The sequence below is a fragment of the Brevibacterium ravenspurgense genome, from assembly GCF_001584615.1.
In the GTDB taxonomy this organism is placed as follows: domain Bacteria; phylum Actinomycetota; class Actinomycetes; order Actinomycetales; family Brevibacteriaceae; genus Brevibacterium; species Brevibacterium ravenspurgense.
Map to the genome: position 1 here is coordinate 445,761 of NZ_LQQC01000010.1, position 20,695 is coordinate 466,455.

19 protein-coding genes and 3 tRNA genes are annotated in these 20,695 nt (G+C 61.4%); 15 read left to right on the plus strand and 7 right to left on the minus strand.

The window, feature by feature from the left end:
• The first annotated feature begins 111 nt into the window (after positions 1-111).
• The 5 genes from Bravens_RS06560 to fabF all read left to right on the plus strand — a co-directional run bounded on the left by Bravens_RS06560 (position 112) and on the right by fabF (position 4,990).
• Positions 112-1,320 carry a PucR family transcriptional regulator gene (locus Bravens_RS06560; protein ID WP_062022303.1) on the plus strand — a complete coding sequence of 403 codons (1,209 nt, stop codon included), beginning with the start codon at positions 112-114 and terminating at the stop codon, positions 1,318-1,320.
• 53 nt (positions 1,321-1,373) lie between these two features.
• Positions 1,374-2,285 carry an ACP S-malonyltransferase gene (locus Bravens_RS06565; RefSeq protein WP_062021569.1) on the plus strand — a complete coding sequence of 304 codons (912 nt, stop codon included), beginning with the start codon at positions 1,374-1,376 and terminating at the stop codon, positions 2,283-2,285.
• Positions 2,286-2,298: 13 nt separating this feature from the next.
• Positions 2,299-3,300, plus strand: a complete 1,002-nt coding sequence (locus tag Bravens_RS06570; RefSeq protein ID WP_019175347.1) for a beta-ketoacyl-ACP synthase III — start codon at positions 2,299-2,301, stop codon at positions 3,298-3,300.
• A gap of 117 nt (positions 3,301-3,417) precedes the next feature.
• On the plus strand, positions 3,418-3,669 hold the full coding sequence (locus Bravens_RS06575; RefSeq protein ID WP_019175348.1) for an acyl carrier protein: 252 nt from the start codon (positions 3,418-3,420) through the stop codon (positions 3,667-3,669).
• 67 nt (positions 3,670-3,736) lie between these two features.
• The gene (gene fabF, locus Bravens_RS06580) at positions 3,737-4,990 is read left to right on the plus strand and encodes a beta-ketoacyl-ACP synthase II (protein ID WP_062021572.1); all 1,254 of its coding nucleotides are present in this window, start codon (positions 3,737-3,739) and stop codon (positions 4,988-4,990) included.
• A 114-nt stretch (positions 4,991-5,104) separates the two neighbouring features.
• Here the strand turns inward: fabF and Bravens_RS06585 are convergent.
• Positions 5,105-5,178 (minus strand) — tRNA-Ile (locus Bravens_RS06585).
• Positions 5,179-5,314: 136 nt separating this feature from the next.
• Here Bravens_RS06585 and Bravens_RS06590 point away from each other — a divergent pair.
• Positions 5,315-5,812, plus strand: a complete 498-nt coding sequence (locus Bravens_RS06590) for a DUF3145 domain-containing protein (RefSeq protein ID WP_062021575.1) — start codon at positions 5,315-5,317, stop codon at positions 5,810-5,812.
• A 99-nt stretch (positions 5,813-5,911) separates the two neighbouring features.
• Here the strand turns inward: Bravens_RS06590 and Bravens_RS06595 are convergent, their stop codons facing one another.
• The 5 genes from Bravens_RS06595 to Bravens_RS06615 form a co-directional block, all read right to left on the minus strand.
• Positions 5,912-7,156, minus strand: a complete 1,245-nt coding sequence (locus tag Bravens_RS06595) for an EAL domain-containing protein (protein ID WP_062021578.1) — start codon at positions 7,154-7,156, stop codon at positions 5,912-5,914.
• A 101-nt stretch (positions 7,157-7,257) separates the two neighbouring features.
• Positions 7,258-8,736: an MFS transporter gene (locus Bravens_RS06600; protein WP_062021579.1), complete on the minus strand. Its 1,479-nt coding sequence runs from the start codon at positions 8,734-8,736 to the stop codon at positions 7,258-7,260.
• A 99-nt stretch (positions 8,737-8,835) separates the two neighbouring features.
• On the minus strand, positions 8,836-10,005 hold the full coding sequence (locus tag Bravens_RS06605; RefSeq protein WP_062021583.1) for a glycosyltransferase: 1,170 nt from the start codon (positions 10,003-10,005) through the stop codon (positions 8,836-8,838).
• Positions 10,002-10,901, minus strand: coding sequence for a DMT family protein (locus Bravens_RS06610; RefSeq protein ID WP_244878132.1), 900 nt, complete (start codon positions 10,899-10,901; stop codon positions 10,002-10,004). Before Bravens_RS06610 ends, Bravens_RS06605 begins: the two co-directional genes overlap by 4 nt.
• Before the next feature lie 102 nt (positions 10,902-11,003).
• Positions 11,004-11,076, minus strand: a tRNA-Asn gene (locus Bravens_RS06615).
• 345 nt (positions 11,077-11,421) lie between these two features.
• Here Bravens_RS06615 and Bravens_RS06620 point away from each other — a divergent pair.
• Positions 11,422-12,531: an NlpC/P60 family protein gene (locus tag Bravens_RS06620; protein ID WP_082791065.1), complete on the plus strand. Its 1,110-nt coding sequence runs from the start codon at positions 11,422-11,424 to the stop codon at positions 12,529-12,531.
• A 118-nt stretch (positions 12,532-12,649) separates the two neighbouring features.
• Here the strand turns inward: Bravens_RS06620 and Bravens_RS06625 are convergent, their stop codons facing one another.
• Positions 12,650-14,392, minus strand: coding sequence for an AMP-binding protein (locus Bravens_RS06625; protein ID WP_062021592.1), 1,743 nt, complete (start codon positions 14,390-14,392; stop codon positions 12,650-12,652).
• 74 nt (positions 14,393-14,466) lie between these two features.
• On the opposite strand from Bravens_RS06625, the gene Bravens_RS06630 reads away from it, so the two are divergent.
• The 8 genes from Bravens_RS06630 (at position 14,467) to Bravens_RS06665 (ending at position 20,626) form a co-directional block, all read left to right on the plus strand.
• On the plus strand, positions 14,467-15,285 hold the full coding sequence (locus Bravens_RS06630) for a ribokinase (RefSeq protein WP_019175357.1): 819 nt from the start codon (positions 14,467-14,469) through the stop codon (positions 15,283-15,285).
• Between the two features lie 143 nt (positions 15,286-15,428).
• Complete coding sequence (locus Bravens_RS06635; protein WP_062021594.1) at positions 15,429-16,682, plus strand: inorganic phosphate transporter; 1,254 nt, start codon at positions 15,429-15,431, stop codon at positions 16,680-16,682.
• Positions 16,679-17,011: a peptidase gene (locus tag Bravens_RS06640; RefSeq protein ID WP_425304152.1), complete on the plus strand. Its 333-nt coding sequence runs from the start codon at positions 16,679-16,681 to the stop codon at positions 17,009-17,011. Before Bravens_RS06635 ends, Bravens_RS06640 begins: the two co-directional genes overlap by 4 nt.
• A gap of 51 nt (positions 17,012-17,062) precedes the next feature.
• Positions 17,063-17,875, plus strand: a complete 813-nt coding sequence (locus Bravens_RS06645) for a DsbA family protein (RefSeq protein ID WP_062021599.1) — start codon at positions 17,063-17,065, stop codon at positions 17,873-17,875.
• A complete protein-coding gene (locus Bravens_RS06650) occupies positions 17,872-18,684 on the plus strand; it encodes a cytochrome c biogenesis CcdA family protein (RefSeq protein WP_062021602.1) in 813 nt (270 codons plus the stop codon). The genes Bravens_RS06645 and Bravens_RS06650 overlap by 4 nt, the downstream gene beginning before the upstream one ends.
• A gap of 72 nt (positions 18,685-18,756) precedes the next feature.
• Positions 18,757-18,829: transfer RNA gene (locus Bravens_RS06655), tRNA-Ala, on the plus strand.
• 300 nt (positions 18,830-19,129) lie between these two features.
• Complete coding sequence (adhP, locus tag Bravens_RS06660) at positions 19,130-20,149, plus strand: alcohol dehydrogenase AdhP (RefSeq protein WP_062021604.1); 1,020 nt, start codon at positions 19,130-19,132, stop codon at positions 20,147-20,149.
• Positions 20,150-20,401: 252 nt separating this feature from the next.
• Positions 20,402-20,626 (plus strand): hypothetical protein, encoded by a 225-nt coding sequence (locus Bravens_RS06665; protein WP_157452715.1) that lies wholly within the window; start codon positions 20,402-20,404, stop codon positions 20,624-20,626.
• The last annotated feature ends 69 nt before the right edge of the window (positions 20,627-20,695 follow it).

Genomic DNA, 20,695 nt, shown 5'->3' on the forward strand with positions numbered 1-20,695 from the left:
AGCACAGCCGCGCGGCAGTGATTCCGCCGCAGAAGGGGCCGGGGCCACTCCCCGGCCCCTTTTGTGTATCAAATACAAGACTTTTGTCGTTATGGCGCTATTGTTGTGCTCATGCCCGACCATGAAGCACCTGGCGCGAAGACCGCTGCTCGCGCTGACACGATTCGCCGCCTCGAGGCCGGTCAGCGCACGCTGTCGAACCTGACGCTGAAGCGCATTGAGGGACGCCTGCGCTGGTTCTCCCAGCTGTCCTCGGCTGACAAAGGCTGGGTCGTGGTGCTTGCGAACTCGGGAATTTCGTCATTCATCGAGTGGTATCGCAATCCCACCCGGCACCTGCGGGTCATCAACGACATCTTCAAATCCGCACCGAAGGAACTCGTCCGGTCGGTTTCGCTGCAGCAGACTCTGCAGCTGCTGCGCGTAGTCGTCGAAGTGGTCGAAGAGCGGGTGAGCGATCTTGCGCGCGCTGGCGAACAGGCCGAACTGCGCGAGGCGGTGCTCATCTATTCGCGCGAAATCGCCTTTGCCGCCGCCGATGTGTATGCACGCGCCGCCGAGGCGCGGGGCAGCTGGGACGCTCGACTCGAAGCGATGGTCATCGACGCTCTCGTTCGCGGCGATTCCGTTGACGAACTGGCCAGCCGCACCGCCGCTTACGGCTGGAACTCTGAGGGCTCCATTCGCGTCATCATGGGACGCGCGCCGCGCCGCAAGGACCGCGCCTCGATCGAAGAAGTGCGCGCAACGGCTAAGAAATGGGCCGAAGACGCGCTGGTCGGCGTCCATTCCGACCGACTGCTCATTGTGCTCGGCGGTGTGTCTGACATCGAAGCGGCCGCTGAGGACCTATCGCCGTTCTTCGGACCGTCGGACATCGTCATCGGCCCGGAGGTCAGTTCGTTCGCCGAAGCGGGAACGAGCGCATCAGCGGCCGTGTGGGGTCTGCGCACAGCACGCGCCCGGCCCGACACTCCCCGTCCCGTCTTTGCCGATGATCTTCTTCCCGAACGCGCCATGGCAGGTGACCGCAGCGCCGTGCGCGCCCTTGTGACTTCCTACTACGAACCCCTGGCAACAGGGTCCGGCCAGCTTCTGGCAACCGCCGCCGCCTATCTCGAATACGGCGGTGCGCTGGAAACAACCGCGCGGGCCCTGGATGTTCACCCGAACACCGTCCGCTATCGACTCAAGAAGCTCACAGAAGCTCTTGGGATCGATCCGACCGAAGCGCGGTCGGGCTTCGTCATACGGATCGCTTTGGTGTATGGCCACCTGCACAGCGCAGGGCAGTTGTACGCCCACGACAATTCACGCTGAGGTTTCAGCCAAATACACTATCGTCATTGCGCAGTCGAGAAAGTTGGAGAGCTTTGCTAGTTGTTGCCTGCCCGGGTCAGGGCGCCCAGAAGTCCGGATTCCTCACGCCTTTTATGGAGATCGACAGCTTTAAGCAGACGATCGCCAGCGCTTCCGAAGCGGTCGGCCTTGACCTTATTGCCCACGGCACCTCATCGGATGACGAAACCATCAAGGACACCGCTATTGCGCAGCCGCTCCTTGTTGCATCCGCAATCGCCTCGGCACGCGAAGTCCTCGGCGACACCGCACCCAGCTTCTACGCGGGACACTCGGTGGGTGAAATCGGCGCCGCCGCACTCGCGGGCATTCTCACCGATTCTGACGCCATGAACTTCGTCGGCGTCCGCTCCCGGGGCATGGCCCAGGCTTCCAAGGCCGTGCCCACGGGTATGGCTGCTGTCATCGGCGGAGTCCAGGATGACGTCCTCGCGGCAATTGAGGCTGCGGGCCTTCAGCCGGCCAACGTCAACGGCGGCGGACAGATCGTCGCCGCCGGCGCCCTTGAGAACATCGACAAGCTCAAGGACAACCCTCCGGAGCGCACCCGCGTCATCCCACTGCAGGTGGCCGGTGCATTCCACACCGACTTCATGGCATCGGCACAGCCTGAACTGCAGGAACTGGCCGATTCACTCAACCCAAACGACCCGACCGTGTCGATCCTGTCGAACCGCGACGGCCGTCCGGTCGAAAACGGCCGCGAGTACGTCCAGTCCCTGGTTTCGCAGGTCACCTCGCCCGTCAGATGGGACCTGTGCCAGCAGACTCTCGTGGAGGCCGGGGTCACTGGTCTGCTCGAACTCCTACCCGGTGGAACGCTGACCGGAATTGCCCGACGCGGCATGAAGGGCGTTGAGACCTTCGCTTTGACATCGGCCGATCAGCTCGACGAAGCACGCGCCTTCGTCGCCGCCCACGCCTAAGAAAGGGATCAACGTGGCAACTCTCAAGACCGCGACCCCGCAGGGATATTCCCGCATCGCCGGCATCGGAGCCGGTCGATCGAACGTCGTCGTACACAACAACGACATCGTCGGCCCCATCGATTCGTCTGACGAATGGATTCAGCAGCGCACCGGCATCGTCACGCGCCGCCGCGCCGACAAAGATACGAGCCTCATCGACATGTCCCTGGAGGCATCCAAGGAGGCAATCGCGAACGCCGGGCTTACGCCCGAAGACATCGGCGCGATCATCATCGCGACCGTAACCTTCCCCTACCCGACGCCGTCAGCGGCAGCAAAACTCGCAGCTGAACTGGGCACCGGCCCGATCCCCGCCTGGGATATTTCAGCCGCGTGCGCAGGATACTGCTACGGCATCGCCCAGGCCGACGCTGTCGTGCGCTCGGGCATGGCCGACAACGTCCTCGTGGTCGGCGCTGAGAAGCTCTCCGACTGGATCGACCCGACAGACCGGTCGATTTCCTTCATCCTCGGAGACGGTGCGGGAGCTGCCGTCGTGCAGTCTTCCGACACGCCCGGCATTTCACAGTCGGTTATCGGATCAAACCCGCAGAAGTGGGACACCATCAAAATGCACGCATCGTTCTTCGAATACCGGGACGACCGCGAAGTTGGATTCCCCACACTGCGCCAAGACGGACCGTCTGTTTTCCGCTGGGCCGTCTACGACATGGTCGAGATCGCCAAGGAGGCGCTCGATGCCGCCGGCGTTCAGGCTTCCGACCTCGCCGCATTCGTGCCACACCAGGCGAACATGCGGATCATTGACAACCTGGCAAAGCAGCTCGGCGTTCCAGACTCCGTCGTGATCGGCCGAGACATTGCAGAGAACGGCAACACATCATCGGCGTCCATTCCGCTGGCAACCCACCGCCTGCTGAAGGAAAACCCGGAGCTGTCCGGCGGCCTGTCCCTGCAGATAGGCTTCGGCGCCGGCCTGGTGTACGGAGCCCAGGTAGTGCAGCTCCCCTGATTGACTTGGAGACCGCTGAGTCACGGGACACAGCGCGCCTCCTGACGTAATATCGATTCGGGCATTCGTCGAATCAATGTCACACGACTGCAAGCAGTCAAAGAGAAAGAGGAAACTATGGCTAACACCGAAGCAGAAGTCCTTGCAGGACTCGCAGAAATCGTCAACGAAGAAACCGGCCTCGCCGTCGACGCTGTTGAACCGCAGAAGTCGTTCACCGATGACCTCGACATCGACTCGATCTCGATGATGACCATCGTCGTCAACGCTGAGAAGAAGTTCGACGTCAAGATCCCGGACGACGACGTCAAGGACCTGGAAACCGTCCAGAACGCTGTTGACTACATCGTTAAGGCTCAGCAGGCCTGATCTCCCTAAGCCGCCGGGCTCGCACGAGCTCGGCGGCTTACCCCCCAAGATTCGACGAGGTAACCACATGACTTCCACAGTTGTCGTCACCGGCATCGGCGCTGTCTCCCCTCTGGGCGGCACCGCCGAAGAAACCTGGGAATCAGCTCTCGCCGGCACGTCCGGTGTCAAAGCACTCGACAACGACTGGCAGGAAAAGTACGACATCCCTGTCAACTTTGCGGCTGCCGTCGATCCGGCAGTTGTCGAAGACAAGCTCACACGAGTCCAGGCCAAGCGCCTTGATCCCTCCAGCCAGTTCGCACTGATCTCCGCCAAAGAGGCTATGGCTGATGCCGGCTTCAGCGAAGAGGGCGCCGAAGTCGATGCTGATCGACTCGCCGTTTCGTGGGCCACGGGCATCGGAGGCGTCTGGAGCCTGCTCAACGGCTGGGACACTCTGCGCGAAGAGGGCTCCCGCCGCGTTATGCCGCTGACCGTCCCCATGCTCATGCCCAACGGCCCCGCCGCTGCCATCGGCATGGAATACCACGCCCACGCAGGTGTGCAGACGGTTGTCTCCGCGTGCGCTTCGTCCACCGAAAGCATTGGCCACGCCTTTGACGTGCTCAGGTCCGGCCGCGCTGACGTCGTGATTGCAGGCGGTTCAGAAAGCGCCATTCACCCGTTCACAATGTCGGCCTTCTCATCGATGCGCGCCCTTTCGCGCCGTACCGATTCGCCTGAAACCGCATCGCGTCCCTACGACGTCGACCGTGACGGCTTTGTCATGGGCGAAGGCGCTGGCGCTCTCGTGCTGGAAACCAAGGAGCACGCAGAAGCGCGCGGCGCGAAGATCTATGCGGAGCTCGGCGGCTGGGGCGTCACCAACGACGCGCACCACATCACCGCCAACGAACCCGAAGGCAAGTACGCCCTGCGGGCCATGCGCCAGGCGCTCGAATGCGCCGAGCTCAAGCCTGAGGACATCAAGCACATCAATGCCCACGCAACCTCGACGCCGGTCGGCGATGTGCCGGAATCCCTGGCTATCAACGCACTGCTCGGCGAGCACACACACGATGCTCTGGTGACCGGCACGAAGTCCATGACCGGCCACCTGCTCGGCGGTGCGGGCGCTGTTGAAGCGATCTTCACCGTCCTGGCTCTGCACAACCGCGTGGCCCCGCCGACGATCAACATTGAGAATGTCGATCCGAAGATCGATCTCAACATCGTCCGCGATAAGCCGGCAGAACTGCCCGACGGTCCGATCGCCGCACTGTCGAACTCGTTCGGCTTCGGCGGTCACAACGCCGTCGTACTTTTCAAGAGCGTCTGATCTTCAGCAGCTGACTGTTTCGGGGTGGGTATCACTGCGATACCCACCCCGAATTGTTTCTGCCACAGGGCCTAAGCCGACGCGCGGTCAGCGGCTCTGATGGCTGAATGAGAGTCCCCCCGGCCGGACTTGAACCGGCGACCAAGGGATTATGAGTCCCCTGCTCTAACCAGCTGAGCTACAGGGGGTCAGAACATCGACAGCATAGCAGTGCGCACACCGGGACGGTATTTCTCTTCTTAGCGTTTTGCACTATCATGGCTAGGAACCTCTTGGCGTTTCGATTCGTGGGGAAGACGTTTTCGGAACGATCAAGGAGGCAAAGTGAATAACACTCAGGGCGTACTGTTCGTCCACTCTGCACCGCGTGCGCTGTGCCCTCACATTGAATGGGCCGCAGGCGGTGCTATTGGTGCCCAAGCAAAGTTTGACTGGTCACCGCAGCCGGCAGCTCCTGGTCTGTTGCGGGCAGAAGTCTGCTGGGCAGCCCCGGCTGGGTCAGGCGCTAAGATCGCGTCTGCTCTCAAAGGCTGGGCCAATGTTCGCTACGAAGTCACCGAGGAAGCGTCTCCGGGATTCGACGGCGCACGGTGGAGCCATACACCGGACCTCGGCATTTTCCATGCGCTGACCGACGTCCACGGCAACATTGTCGTCGGCGAGGACATCATCCGCGCTGTCATGGCACGCTCCGCCGGAGACTCCGAGCGCATGCAGGCCGAACTGTCCCTCGCCCTGGGCCAGGCCTGGGATGACGAGCTCGAAGCTTTCCGTCGCGCCGGAGAAGGCGCACCGATTCGCTGGCTTTCCCGCGCAGTCTGAATTAAACGCTCCACCGAGCACCACTCCGCCCGGTTCCGTTGGCTTTGCCTCTTGGCCAACGGAACCGGGCGGTGTTTGCAACCGAAGTGTTCTTGGTCTTCAGCGCTTCTGCAGGCGAATGCGGGAAAGAACTGACCGCGCGGCGTCGACGCTGGTGTAGCGCTCGGTCGTAATGAACAGGTCGAATTCGCGGCGACCGTCCGAGCCCAGCTCGTTGCGGCGGTGCGCACTGACCATGCTCGACCAGTCCGGCCCGACAACGATGACCGCGTATTCGTCGCGCAGCGCATCGGAATGGTCAACCGGTCCAGACCGGACACTCGGCATCGGCGATTCTTCGAAACCACCCGATAGGACCGCAGCAAGCCCCGCAGTCCTGCCAACAGACCGATACACCTGTTCGACCTTGTCGGGCAGCTTCTCTTCTTCGCCGAACACACCGACGACGAGCGCTGAAGATCCCGCCGAGGACGCCCGCTGCAGCAGCTGCACCATGTGCTCGATCATGAAGTCGTAGTCGACGACCAGCGGATCAGTCTGCAGCCCCAGCGCGATTGAATAGGGCGTACCCTGAATCTGTTTGTTGCGGGTGTAGTGCCCAGACAGCGCATCTTCGGGAGGGATGGTCACCGGGTTCGGCTTTTCCGTAGGCTCGGCGTACAGTTCCCCCGTGGCGAACCGCGCACCAAGCGCATTCACCATGATGAGGTCGTCCTCGGAATCAACACCCTCGGCAACAACGACCGCCCCGGTGCGTTCAACGTGGGCTCGCAAGAGCATATTGAGCTTAGCCAGGTGTTCTTTGTCTTCTATTTTGAGCACGCCCGGGTGGAGAGCCACCACCGCGGGATTGACCAGCGGCAGATAAGCCGTTGTAGCAAGGTCGAGCCCGACGCCCGATATCCCCATCGACCAGCCCAGCTGGCGGGCGGAGCGCACAGAACGCAGCACTGACCCCGGCTGAGCGGCGATGCTCAACGGGTCGAGCTGCAGGATGATCCGAGCGTCGCGATCCGTGCGGTCTTCAAGAGTGACGAGCGATTCCGGTTCAGCGTTCACAAACAGTCGCGTGTGGGATTCAAGACCCGCGGCTTCGGCATCCCGAAGAGTCTGTTCGCGGATGGACGAATCGATGTCCCCCACCATGTGCGAATCGCGGACGGCCCGTCGCAGATCTTGGGGGCTGATCGGTGCTCCGTCGGTGTCTGCACTGTGTCTGACGCGGTACCCGGCGTCCATGCCGGTAATGACATCAACGACTGGAGAAAACAGCGAACGCACTCCCCCGGAGCGCACAAGCTCTTCGAGGTCCGGACCTCCGATGGCGTTGGCATCGTGTGTCACTGGCGCTACTCCCCTTTTCCTTTTGCGGGCGCTGCCAGTGTCTCACACACAGGCTGCCGCGGTCAGAAAACCGTCACGTGCGCGCAAACTTCGCACAGGGTTCAGCTGGAAGATACGGTCTGGCGGCCCGGAGGCTGACTGCCGCCCCGGCGGCCCGAAACGATCACATCCCAGACGGCCACCGCGGCGGCCGCACTCATGATGACGCCGATGACGGTGAAAGCAGTGATGAACGCAGCGTCCCAGCCTGCAGTCGCCTGGACCGCGAACAGGGTTCCGGTGATGGCGGCGATGCCCACTGCCGTACCGACCCTCTGCCCAGTCTGGAGCACCCCGCCGGCGGCTCCGGAATCCCGGACCGGCACCTCGAGCAGGGTGAGAGTCTGGTTGGGACTGACGATGACGCCCTGTGCCGTGCCCAGAACAGACAGCGGGAGCATAAGCCACCAGATGCTCACGAGCCCCGCCTGAGCAAGCAGAACAACACCGATCGAGCCGGCAACGCACACAATGGCGATCACCATGCCCCAGAGAACCAGGCGTCGACCGTAGGCGAAGACCCTGCGGCCGGCCCAGGCAGAGGTCCCGATGGTTCCGAGTGCTCCCGGAAGTCCAATAAGACCAGCCTGCAGCGCGGTGAAATCGTGACCGCCCTGCAGGAACACCGCAGACACAACCCAGATGCTGGTCGTGCCCATGAAATACAGGCCGATGAGCAGTGAGCCGTTTGCGAAGCTCGGGATCCGGAAGAGGCTGAGATCAACCATCGGTTCGCGCCCGCGGGCCTTGTAGCGCTTCTCCCAGGCAACCCAAACGCCGATGAGTGCAAGGCCCACAAACACGAGCGAGAACACCCAGGCACCGAGTGCGCGCTCCATGAAGGGCAGCATGATCAGCAGGATCGCCAGCGCGAAGAGCACTGTTCCAACCGGGTCCATGTCGGCGCGGGACTTTCCACGACCGTCAGTCTCGGCTGTGTCAGCAGCACTCGTCCACGCACTCGCCGGGAACAGGCGAAACGCTGCAAAAGCCCCGATGAGCGCGAAGGGAACGTTGATGAGGAAGGACGCACGCCAGCCCCAGCCGTCACCGAAAGCAGCCATGAAGACCCCGCCGAGCACAGGACCGATCGCCACCGAAATGCCGACCGTCGAACCGAAGTAGCCGAATGCGCGGCCGCGTTCAGGGCCGGAGAAATACTGCTGGATGATGCCGACGGTCTGCGGATTCAGCAGTCCGGATCCAAAGCCCATGAGGACGCGGGCAATGTTGAGCACGATGTCGTTCGGCGCCAATCCGGCAAGCAGCGACGCTGCGCCGAACAGGATCGAACCGATGACGAACAGGCGACCGCGCCCATACACGTCTCCAGCACGCCCGGCTGCAACCAGAAGCACGCCGAAAGACAGCGTGTAGCCGGACAGAACCCACTGAAGAGCCGATGACGGCGCGTCAAGATCCCGGCCTATGCCCGGTAGGACGACGTTGACGATCGACACGCTCAGCAGCGACATGAACACCGGAATGAGCACTACCAACAGAATCTGCCTCTGCTGCTGTGTCAGCTTTCCGGAACTCACCCTGTGCGCCGCCTTTCGTCATTCAGCAGGAGGATCTGCTGCCTTCGGTAGTCAGATGGAAACCGGTTCCCGAGGTGGAACTCAGTTTTTCGAGTTTCTTCAGTTCTGAAGACAACCCGAGTAGATCTCTTCAAAGGTATCGAGAGTTGCTGAGATATCGTGACGAGCCGCAATCTTCTGCGCGGCCAGGCTCATAGCCTCGCGCTCATCAAGAGGGGCCGTGGCGATTTCAGTGAACGCCTGCGCGTATCCGTCGATGTCCCTCGGTGCGATGAGTCGACCGTTGACTCCGTCCTCGCAAAGGTGCGGGAGGGCCACCGCATCTGCAAGAACCACGGGAACACCCGTAGCCAGAGCCTCGAGTGTTGCAATCGACTGCAGTTCAGCGGTTGAGGGCATGCAGAAAATGTCTGCTCGCTGGTAGGCGGCCACGAGTTCAGCATCGCTGACCTTCCCGCGCAGAACCACGCGATCAGCAACTCCAAGCTTGTCTGCAAGGTCCGCCAGTACTCTTTCCTGTTCGCCCGCGCCGATGATCTCAGCCCGCAGGTCCAGCGCCGGATCAGTCTTGGCAATTGCCTCGATGATGTCCTCGATGTGCTTCTCAGCCGACAGACGACCGACAAAGAGGATTGTCGGCGAGGTGCCGGCCCTGTCCTCTGCTGGGTCGGCAGGGTGGAAGTGGGACAGGTCGATGCCGCAGGACACTGCTCGGATCGGCTTGTCAAAGCCGTGTTGGTGGAGCAGGTCCGCGGCCAATTGGGTGGGAACCGTGATGTAGTCAGCAGACTGGTATTTCTTCTTCAAGTCCCACCATGCGGCCTTCTCGGCCGCAGCGACGATCGCCCCGGGCGCACTGACGTATGGCGCGACGTTCTGGGGCATGAAGTGGTTGGTGCCCACAATGGGGATGTGACGGCGACGCGCCGTCGTAAAAGCACGCCGTCCGATGACGAAATGTGCCTGGGTATGGATGATGTCGGGCTGAATCTGGTCGATCAGCCGGTCAAATGCCGGCGCGACGTCCCAGGGCATGCAGATCATCCACGTGGGATGCAGCGGCCAGCGCAGAGATTTGATGTAGTGGACCTCAACGCCGCAGTCGTCCGCTCGGTGGTAGGCCATGCCCGAGGGTGAAGGGCAGATGACGTGGACTCTGTGCCCGCGTCCAGCCAGACCTTGGGCGAGCTGCTGGGCGAATGTTGCAGCGCCGTTGACTTCCGGGGCGTAGGTTTCGGCGGGAATGACGATTGTGAGGGGACGGTTCATGCTCGCTGTGAGGTTGGGGACGGGGTGCTCTCGTCACGCTCTCGGCGTTCAAGCACATCGGGGTGAAAGCGAGCGAGGACGATAACTCCCAAGCACGCTACCAGTCCGGCCGCAACCATAATCACAGGAACCCACAACGGTGCGGCAGCGGCCTCATCGAGTACGACAACACCGAGGATCACCGCGACGATCGGGTCGATCACCGTCAGGCCTGCAATGACGATTTCCGGCGGTCCCGAAGCGTAGCCGGCCTGCACAAACCACGAACCTATTCCACCGCACGCGGCAACACACAAGAGGTTGCTCCAGGTCACCGCCGGCAGTCCCCCGGCAAGGAACTGAGACGCGCAGATATGCGTATTGGTTGCCACACACGCAAAGAGAATGGCCGCGCTGACCACGTTGAACAGCTGATGCGGTCGGCGCTGAACAAGGCGGCCCACAACGGTGATTGCGAGAAGTGCCGCTGAGACCCACACCATTGGGAGGGCCTCAGCACCGAATCTGACGCGAGACACGGCAAAGAGCGAAGAAACTCCTACAAAACCGGCGACACCGGCGACACAGAGAAGAACCGACGTGTAGACGCGCCTCTTGAACACCAGACCACGAGCGAATCGGGCGATGAGGACGGAAACGGCCAGCGAGATGGCACCGACGGGCTGAACAACCATGACGGGGGCAAGAGCAAGGGACAGGACACCGGCGGTGACGGCGATGACCATGATCGCGGTGCCCAGCAGCCACCTGCCCGATTTGAACAGTTGGAAGAATGAGCGAATGCCGAAGCGCTCGGAGTCGTGCGATGTCGTTACACCGGAGTGCTGCACAGCCGCACCTGCGGCAAGTCCTACCGCAGATACCAGCGCAAACCCCAAGGCTGCCCAAATGATCACTCCAGCACTGTACAGGGTTCGAGTGCAGACCCGCTGAGAGAACTGGCGGGGAGGAAAAACCGAAGACGAAAAAGCCCCGATCCTGGGATCGGGGCTGAAGCGCTCCTCCGGCTGGGCTCGAACCAGCGACCCTTCGATTAACAGTCGAATGCTCTGCCAACTGAGCTACGGAGGATTAGTGCTCTTCTTGAGCACAAGTCATAACTCTAGAACACCCTGCGCACAGATGCAAATCCATCCCACGGCAGCCAGCGAGGTCCACCTCGGGAGCGGTCAAGAGTTCGCCCTGCAGAGCAGAGTTCGCAGGAAATCCAGCACAACCACATGAGGAGCAAACCGCCCGCCACCGGCGAAAACTCGCACTATCTAGGGAATGTTCAAGCCGACGCGCCGGTCATTTCATAAATTCCTTGTGACAATGTTGCAGTTTTGTCATATTATGGCTTCTTGAAACTCAACAGCCTAGGCTTCGACCTTCTTCCTCCTTCGAGTCGGGCCGTTAGTTTTTATACGGGGAAACATGTCTCTTTTGAATAAAGTGACGGTCGCCGCAACAGCGACTGTCATGCTATTCGGCACGGGCATCGCATCCGGTTCCGCGGTCAGCGCTGCCCCCGCTACTTCCCAGGGAGACACTGGCGAGACCAGCAGCCTGGGTGGTACGCAGATTTCAACCGAATCTGAAGAAGCCGGACCGGCGCAGATGGCCTCCGCTGCCACTGAGCACGCACAGCTGCTCGGCAATGCGACCGGTGAAGTCAAGTGCGTCATCAAGGACAACGGCTGCTACCAGGCGTTCGCGCAGGGTGCGCTGTTCTTCTCACCTGTGACGGGCGCCGAACCAGTCGTTGACAAGATGTGGCAGCAGTACCGCGCCAACGGCTTTGAAAACGGCTCGTGGGGCTACCCACTCGACGCACCCGTCACCAACGAAGACGGTTCCGTCACCCAGCGCTTCCAGGGCGGCGTTAAGGAGGTTGCGGCTCCCGCACCGGAGCCTGCACCGCAGCCGGAACCTGAAACGCAGCCGGCACCGGGCGGCAACACCGACAACGGCCAGGAACAGAGCCCTGAACCTTCTTCCGAAGCTTCACAGGAGCCTTCGGAAGCACCGTCGACGCAGGCACCTGAGCCCGCACCGTCGACGCAGGCACCGCAGCCGGCGCCCAAACCCTCACCGAAGCCGGAATCGAAGAAGCCTGCTCCGAAACCAAAGCCGAAGCCGAAGCCTAAGAAGAAGGATTCGAAGCCCAAGAAGTCGAAGAAGGTTTCTGAAGACCAGCTGCGCAAGAACATCATCAAAGAAGCGCGCAAGGGAATCGGAACCCGCTACGTGTGGGGCGGCACAAGCCCCACGAAGGGCTGGGACTGCTCGGGCTTCACTCAGTACGTGTACAAGAAGAACGGAATCAACATTCCGCGAGTGTCCGGCGCACAGCGCAGCGCCGGCAAGGTGGTCAAGGCATCTGAGGCCAAGCCCGGCGACATCATCTGGGTACCCGGTCACGTCGGCATCGTGTCCGACAAGAAGGGCAAGATGATCGACGCGGGTTCACGCCGCACCGGCACATCCGAGCGCAGCTACGCCTGGATGGTCAAACGCGGAGCGAAGTTCATCCGCTACATCTGATAAGCGCAGGTCAGCTCAGCTGACACCGCGTTGAAAGACACAGAAAGAGCCGCAGACTTAACTGTCTGCGGCTCTTTCTATCTGCCTGCGCTTCCGCAGTGGTGTGTTCCGTCGGCGCTCAGCCTGCGGAGACGATCTCCGCTCCTTCTGCGCGCAGCTCGACCTTGCGGATCTTGCCCGAAACCGTCATGGGGAAAGACTCACGGACTTCGACATAGCGTGGAATCTTGTAGTGGGCCAGTTTGCCCTGAGCGAATTCGCGTACATCTTCCGCTGTCAGTGTTTCCACTCCTTCGCGGAGGATGACCCAGGCCATGAGCTCTTCGCCGTACTTGGGGTCGGGCACACCGACCACCTGCACATCGCGAATTGACGGGTGCGTGTAGAGGAACTCTTCGATTTCGCGCGGGTAGACGTTTTCGCCGCCGCGAATCACCATGTCTTTGATTCGTCCCGAAATGTCGAGGTATCCCGCTTCGTTCATGATCCCGAGGTCCCCGGTGTGCATCCAGCCATCGGCATCGAGCACCTCGGCGGTTTTGTCGGGCTGATTCCAGTAGCCCTTCATGACGCAGTAGCCGCGTGTGCACACTTCGCCCTTCTGCCCCCGGGGCAGGGTCTCCCCCGTCACGGGGTCGACGACCTTGACTTCCGTGTGCGGCATGACCGTCCCGACGGTTTCCGTGCGGGCTTCGAGTGAATCATCAACTCGGGTCATGGTCGACACGGGCGCGGTCTCCGTCATTCCGTAGCAGATGGCGACTTCGGACATGTGCATCCGTTCGATAACGGCCCGCATGACTTCGACGGGGCACGTGGATCCCGCCATGACGCCTGTGCGCAGCGTCGAAAGGCCGTAGTCGTCGAAGTTCGGCAGTTCAAGTTCGGCGATGAACATCGTCGGCACGCCGTACAGCGATGTCGCTTTCGTTTTCTCCACCGCTCTCAGGGCAGCACTCGGGTCGAATCCTGCGCTTGGAATCACAGCCGTGCTTCCGTGGCTGAACGCTGCGAGGATGCCGATGACCATGCCGAAGCAGTGGAAGAACGGCACGGGAAGGACGACCGTGTCCTCTTCTGTGTACGCTAGGGTCTCGCCGATCAGGTAGCCGTTGTTGAGGATGTTGTGGTGGGTGAGCGTCACACCTTTCGGGAAGCCGGTTGTTCCCGAGGTGTACTGCAGGTTGATCGGCTCGTCACAGCTGAGTGTGTCCGTGATCTGGCGAATGCGGGTGCGCACTTTGGCACCTTCGTCCGCCAGGAGCCTCTCCCCGGCTTCGAGAAGTGCGGAGAACTTTTCCTCCGGCGCGATCTCGTGTTGTTTCATCGGTGTTGCGGTCGGTTCGTGCGATGTGTCGACGTAGACAACCGACAGGTTCTCAAGTTTTGCGGCGACCGCCCTGCTCACTTCGGCGAAGTCGATGTGAGGAGGTGCCGATACCTGGCTGATGAGCATCGTGGCACCGGAGTGCTCGAGGATGAACTCAAGTTCGTGTTCCCGATAGGCCGGGTTGATGTTGACGATGATGACGCCGAGTTTGGCCGCCGCGTACATCGTCAGCACCCATTCGGGTATGTTCTGGGCGAAGATCCCGAGGCGGTCGCCCTTTTTCAGGCCGCGTTCCATCAGGGCGGCGGCCAGGCGGTCAGCATCTTGATCCAGTTCCGCGTAGGTCCACGACCTGCCGGTAGGAAGGTCAACGAGCGCCTGCAGGTTCGGCGTCTTTTCTGTCTGTGTGGCGAAATTGCCGGCAATCGTGTCTCCGAGAAGCCCTGCTGATGCGGGGCCGGATGAATATGACAGGGTCACGACTCTGTGCTCCTTGCTGTTGTTTTTCACACGCCTGTGTGCGATGCGCATCACTTTGCCACAAACGAGGCACTGTTTCTACAGACACCCGCGGCCACCCGGATGTTCGCACCTATCATGGGGGTATGGGCAAAGTCATAGTCCTCGGTTCGATCAACATCGACACGGTCATCCGCGCTCCCCGCTACCCCAGACTGGGTGAAACACTCATGGCGAACAGCGTGCGCACCATGCCCGGCGGAAAAGGAGCCAATCAGGCTGTTGCCGCACACCGGGCGGGCGCTGAAACGCTCCTCTTGTCCTGTGTTGGTTCGGATGCCCAGGGGGCCTTCTACCGCAAACACCTTCAAGCTTCCGGCCTGAGTACGGAGTTCGTGCGCACCACCTCGGGGCCCACCGGGTCGGCGACGATCGTCGTCGAAGATTCCGGCAACAACGCGATTCTGTTTGATCCGGGCGCGAACGCCGCGGTCGGCGAACCGGAGATTGAGGTCATTCTTGAGCACGCACAGCCCGGGGATGTCCTGACGATCGTCTTGGAAATCCAAGACCAGGTGGCTTTGCGCGCCCTCGCAGCCGCTCAAGAACGCGGCGTGACAACCCTGCTCAACCCCTCCCCCTGGACGCAGGCAGCCCAGAGCCTCGCCGACTCCGCTGACATCGTGATCGTCAACGAACAGGAATCAGCACGACTCAACCGCGTTGACGAAAGGGTGTGCATCACCTTCGGCGCTCAGGGCGCTCTGTGGCGCGGCATTCACGCACCCGCGCGCCGAATAGAGGCCGTCGACACAACGGGCGCGGGCGATACGTTCGCGGGAACACTGGCCGCAGCCGTTGCCCGGGGACTCTCGACCGAAGAGGCTTTGCAGGCTGCAACAGAAGCCGCGACCGACATCTGCGAACGCGATGGCGCGCAGGACTGGCAAACACTGAGCAACTAAAACTTTGCCCGGCGTTCATTTAGCGTTAACGTAAACCTTGTCATCCTTCGGTTCCACACCGACCCACATCCGCCTGAGCACGCTCTGCGGTGACGGGTCCTTCACCGCGCGGAGCCGATCTCGCACATAAGCGGAAGAAGACAGTGGATTTCGTCGTACTCATCGTCGTGCTCGTCATCGCCTTGGCGCTGTTCTTCGATTTCACCAACGGCTTTCACGACACGGCCAACGCAATGGCGACCCCGATTGCAACAGGGGCCCTCAAACCGAAAACAGCCGTGGGACTCGCAGCGATCCTCAACCTCATCGGTGCGCTCCTGTCGACGGAAGTCTCCAAGACAGTCTCCGGCGGCATCATCAACGAGGACCGGATAGGCGGGGATCTGTTCCCCTCCCTCATCTTTGCCGGACTGATCGGCGCCATCTGCTGGAACATGCTCACGTGGCTCTTGGGCCTTCCCTCAAGTTCGTCGCACGCCCTTTTCGGCGGACTGATCGGCGCGACGATGGTCGGTATCGGGTTCACAGCCGTCAACGTCGGCGGCGTCCTGTCCAAGATCGTTCTGCCAGCCATCCTCTCGCCGCTGACAGCCGGCATCATCGCCTTCGTCGCGACCAAGGTCGCATACGGCGTTACCCGTCGCTACGACAAAAAGCCCTCGGGCCGTGATGGCTTCCGCTGGGGGCAGATCCTCACTTCAAGCCTCGTTGCACTCGCCCACGGAACGAACGACGCGCAGAAGACGATGGGCGTGATCACCCTCGTCCTTATCGCGGTCGGCTGGCAGTCGTCTGCCGATCACGATCCGCAGATGTGGGTTGTCCTCGCCTGCGCCTTCACAATTGCCCTGGGTACGTACATGGGCGGCTGGCGAATCATCCACACGCTCGGCAAGGGCCTCACCCAGGTGCGCCCAGCCCAGGGATTCGCCGCGGAGTCCTCGACAGCAGCGACGATTCTCGCCTCGTCCGCCCTCGGCTTCGCACTGTCAACAACCCAGGTCGCATCAGGCTCTGTCATCGGTTCGGGCATGGGCAGGCGCGGTTCAACCGTGAAATGGTCCATGGCCGGAAAGATCGTGCTCGGCTGGCTGGTCACTCTGCCGGCCGCAGGCCTCATCGGGGCTCTTGCCGCGATCTTCGTTGTTCTTCTGGGCAACATCGGTCTTGTCATTGACTTCATCGCAGCCACTGCAATTGTTCTCGGCCTCTACCTGTACTCGAAGCGCGACAGCGGCGAACCCGACGAAGCACTGTCACACGATGTCGCCGATGCCGGTTTCGCGGTGGATGTTGACACGGATCTCCCGCCCACGCCGCGGCAGGCACGTGCGCAAGAGCGCCGCCGCGCCGAGCGGCTGAACCTCGACGGCGACAGCGGAAAGGAAGAATCGTGATCACAATCGACTGGGGCGCATTCCTCCTGGTGTTCATCACCGCTTTGGCGGGAGCCGTGTTCCTCGTGGGCTTCTATGCCCTCGGGCTGCGTCTGCTTGTGGCCGGCGGCAAGCCTCCGGTGGTTCACCCGGCAGAATTTCCCGATGCCATCACCGTGATGTCACCCAAGCAGATCCGCAAGGCGGAAAAGAAAGCAGCCAAAGCAGCCAAGAAGGTGCCGCTGTCGCCCGGTGCGCAGAAGCTCGTGCTGCTGTGCGCCTACTGCTGCTTTGCCCTGTGCGCAGCCGTCATCGTCTTCGGTGTGCTGCTGCTGTTGATGTTCCGCTGATACTCCCGCTCCTCCAGGATTTGTGACGGTGGAGCCGATAGGGTGAGAAGCATGGCCGAAAACTCACCTCACAGCACCAAGCAGGGGCGCAGTCGCACCGCCTACATCATCATCGCCATTATCGCGGTGGCTGCCTTCATCGCGGTTGTCGCGCTCGCACAGTTCACGTCCGGCGGCACGCCCTCCGGTGACGAGCAGGCACAGCGCAGTGCCCCCTCCGCCTCGTCCGCCGATGGGGACAATGCGCAAGAAGGCGACTCATCGGAAGGCGCGGAAGCCGCCGCAGCCGGTGCCGAGGGCGAATGGGTCCGCCGGGACGCAGACGACTCCGCCGCTGTTGGCGATGTTGACGCTCCCGTCGTCATCACCGAATGGACCGACCCGCGCTGCCCGTTCTGTGCGCACTTCCACAACAACATCCTTCCGGACCTGCAGAAGAAATACGTTGACACCGGCAAGGTGCGCTTCGAATTCATAACCGTGGCGTTCTTCGGCGAACAGTCCGCGGCAGCCGGCTCAGCTATGGAAGCTGCCGGCAAACAGGGCAAGTACAGCGAGTACTCGGATGCCCTCTATGCGGCCGCGCCCGACAAGGGCCACCCTGATCTTCCGGAAGACAAGCTGGTGGAGTTTGCCGAAACCGCTGGTGTTGGCGATATCGAGAAGTTCCGCAAAGACATGAACGACCAGGCGCTCATCGACAAGGTCAATGACGAAACTGCGAAGGCTCAGCAGTACTACGGAATCCAGGCAGTGCCCTTCTTCGCATCGTCCGATGGCGAAAGCGCCCTGCGCGGCGCCCAGCCGGTAGAGAACTTTGAAGAATTCATCGACGAGCAGCTGGAGAAGGCCGAAGCTCAATGAGCCTGGGGCTTCTTGGAGCTTTTGCCGGCGGAGTTCTCACACTCTTGAGCCCGTGCTCTGCAATGCTCCTGCCGGCATTCTTTTCCTACGCTTTCACGTCACCAAAAGAGCTGCTGGGAAGGACCTTCATTTTCTACCTGGGGCTGGTGACCACGCTCGTCCCGCTGGGAATTCTCGCCGGTTCAGTCGGCGCCTTCGTCACGATCCACCGCGAAGCTGTCGTGGCGGTGGCCGCCGTCGTGGTCGCCATCATGGGTGTTCTCACAGCTCTCAACGTGAATCTCCCGTTCATGCCCTCAGGCGTGCAGAGTGCAGGGCGTTCATCCGCATCGGTCTATCTTCTCGGTGCTGTGTACGGGGTGGCGGGTGTCTGTGCGGGGCCTATTCTCGGAGCTGTTCTGACGGTCGCCGCGGCAAGCGCATCCGCGCTGTGGGGTGGCCTGATCCTTGTGTTCTTCGCTGCCGGCATGGCTCTGCCTCTTGTACTGCTGTCGGCCCTGTGGACGCGCCTGCCCGCTGTCCAGAAAATGGTCCGCCCGCGACCGGTTTCGTTCGGACCCATCACAACCACGTGGACGAACCTGATCGGCGGTCTGCTCATGGTGGCACTTGCCGCACTGCTGTTCTTCACAAGCGGCACGGCCAAGCTGACCGGCTTCCTCGGCGCAGGAACGCAGGCGCGCATTGAAGGGTGGGTTCTGCAGAATTCATCAGCCGGCGTCGAGTTCGTCATCCTCGGTGCCATTGCCGTCATCACTGCAGTAATCGCCGTCGTTGTTCTCAAACGCCGCGGTCCGCGCAATGACTGACTTCACGGGCCGTCGATTTTGCATTGGTCCGATGCATGGTCTAAGCTAGTACCTGTTGCCCAGACGGGTTCTGGGGGATTGGCGCAGTTGGTAGCGCGTCTCCATGGCATGGAGAAGGTCAGGGGTTCGAATCCCCTATCCTCCACTCGAGAAGCTTTGAGACAGCACTCGTAAGAAAGCCTCCGGTTCACCCGGAGGCTTTTTCATTTCCCCTTCTGCCACTCTGCACTGACTGTGAGCCACTGCCCTGCATACCGGATTCCTAGGCTCACCCTCAGGCACTGGATATCACTCCCCTGCATTTCACTGCCATGGCAACATCCTGGTTCTTCCCGCAGACCCCTGGTCATATGCGCATTCATCTATAAGACTGGTGACTGCGGCCAGATCCGCCTAATCCGCAACCAACAACGACGTTCATCATCGGATGAGTTAGGAAATTGCCATGTCAACCATGAAAGCGGCGGTTGCCGAAGAGTTCGGTCACAACCTCAATGTCTCTGACTCCAATCTGCCAGAACCCGGCGAACACCAGGCGCTGGTGAAGCTCATCGCTTCCGGTGTCTGCCACACAGACCTGCACGCCATGGAGGGCGACTGGCCGGTCAAGCCCAGCCCGCCTTTCATTCCCGGCCACGAGGGTGTCGGCATCGTTGAGAAGCTCGGCCCCGGCGAACACACGGTGAAAGTCGGCGACATGGTCGGCAACGCCTGGCTGTGGAGCGCGTGTGGGCACTGCGAACACTGCCGCCAGGGATGGGAAACGCTGTGCGAGCAGCAGGAGAACGGCGGCTATTCCGTCAACGGCTCCTTCGGTGAGTACATGCTCGTCGACACCCGCTACGCCCCGGTCATTCCCGAAGGAGCTGACCCTCAAGAGGTCGCACCCGTGCTCTGTGCCGGTGTGACCGTGTACAAGGGCCTGAAGATGACCGACACTCGCCCCGGACAGTGGGTTGTCATCTCCGGCATCGGCGGTCTGGGACACATCGCTGTCCAGTACGCGGTCGCGATGGGACTGCGCGTGGTCGCCGTTGACATTGCCGAAGACAAGCTGGCTCTGGCTCAGAAGCACGGCGCTGAGGTCATCGTCAATGCTCTGACAGAAGACCCCGCTCAGGCCATTCAGGACAAGATCGGCGGAGCCCACGGTGTGCTTGTCACCGCCGTCCACGAGCAGGCCTTCAGTCAGGCGATCGGCATGTCACGCCGCGGCGGAACCATTGTGTTCAACGGTCTGCCGCCGGGCGAATTCTCCGTGTCGATCTACAACGTCGTCCTGGCTGGTCTGACGATCCGCGGTTCGATCGTCGGCACCCGTCAGGACATGGTCGAAGCTCTCGACTTCTACGCCGCCGGCAAGATCAAGCCGACGTACTCCACGCGGCGCCTTGAGGAGATCAATGACGTCTTCCAGGAGATGCGCGACGGCAAGATCGAAGGCCGCGTGGTCATCGAATACTGATCACTCCCCTGCCGCAGTCAGCGGCAGCCAAGATTCACGAGGCGGAACTCAGGTTCCGCCTCGTGTTCTGTTGGCGGGGGCTGCCGACGGAGTGCAAAGTCCAGTCGCACGGCATGAAATCCAAGAGATTTCACAGGCGCATCGAAGCCAAGACGGTAGAATTGGCGTACGTCAACGACGAAGTTGGCAGCCGCGACAGCCGATCGAATGATTCCGAGGTTCGCGGCAGACCAAGCAAAAGAAGGAGACATCATGACTAAAGCCAATATCGGCTTCTGGCTATCGTTGGCAGCCTTCATCGTACTGTTCGGCGCATTCATTGCATCAGGGACCATTTCAGGAATGGAACGCGATGCGAATATCTACGGCGGGCCGTCCGAGCTGATCTTTCCCATCTCCGGAATCGGAGCACTCATTGCCGCCGGAGTCGCCATAATGTGTGCCGTGAAAGGCCGCTTCTTCAAAAACAGAGGATAACAACAGCCAACCCTCACGAGGCGGAACTCACGTTCCGCCTCGTGATCTGTTTAGGGACTGCTGCAGAAA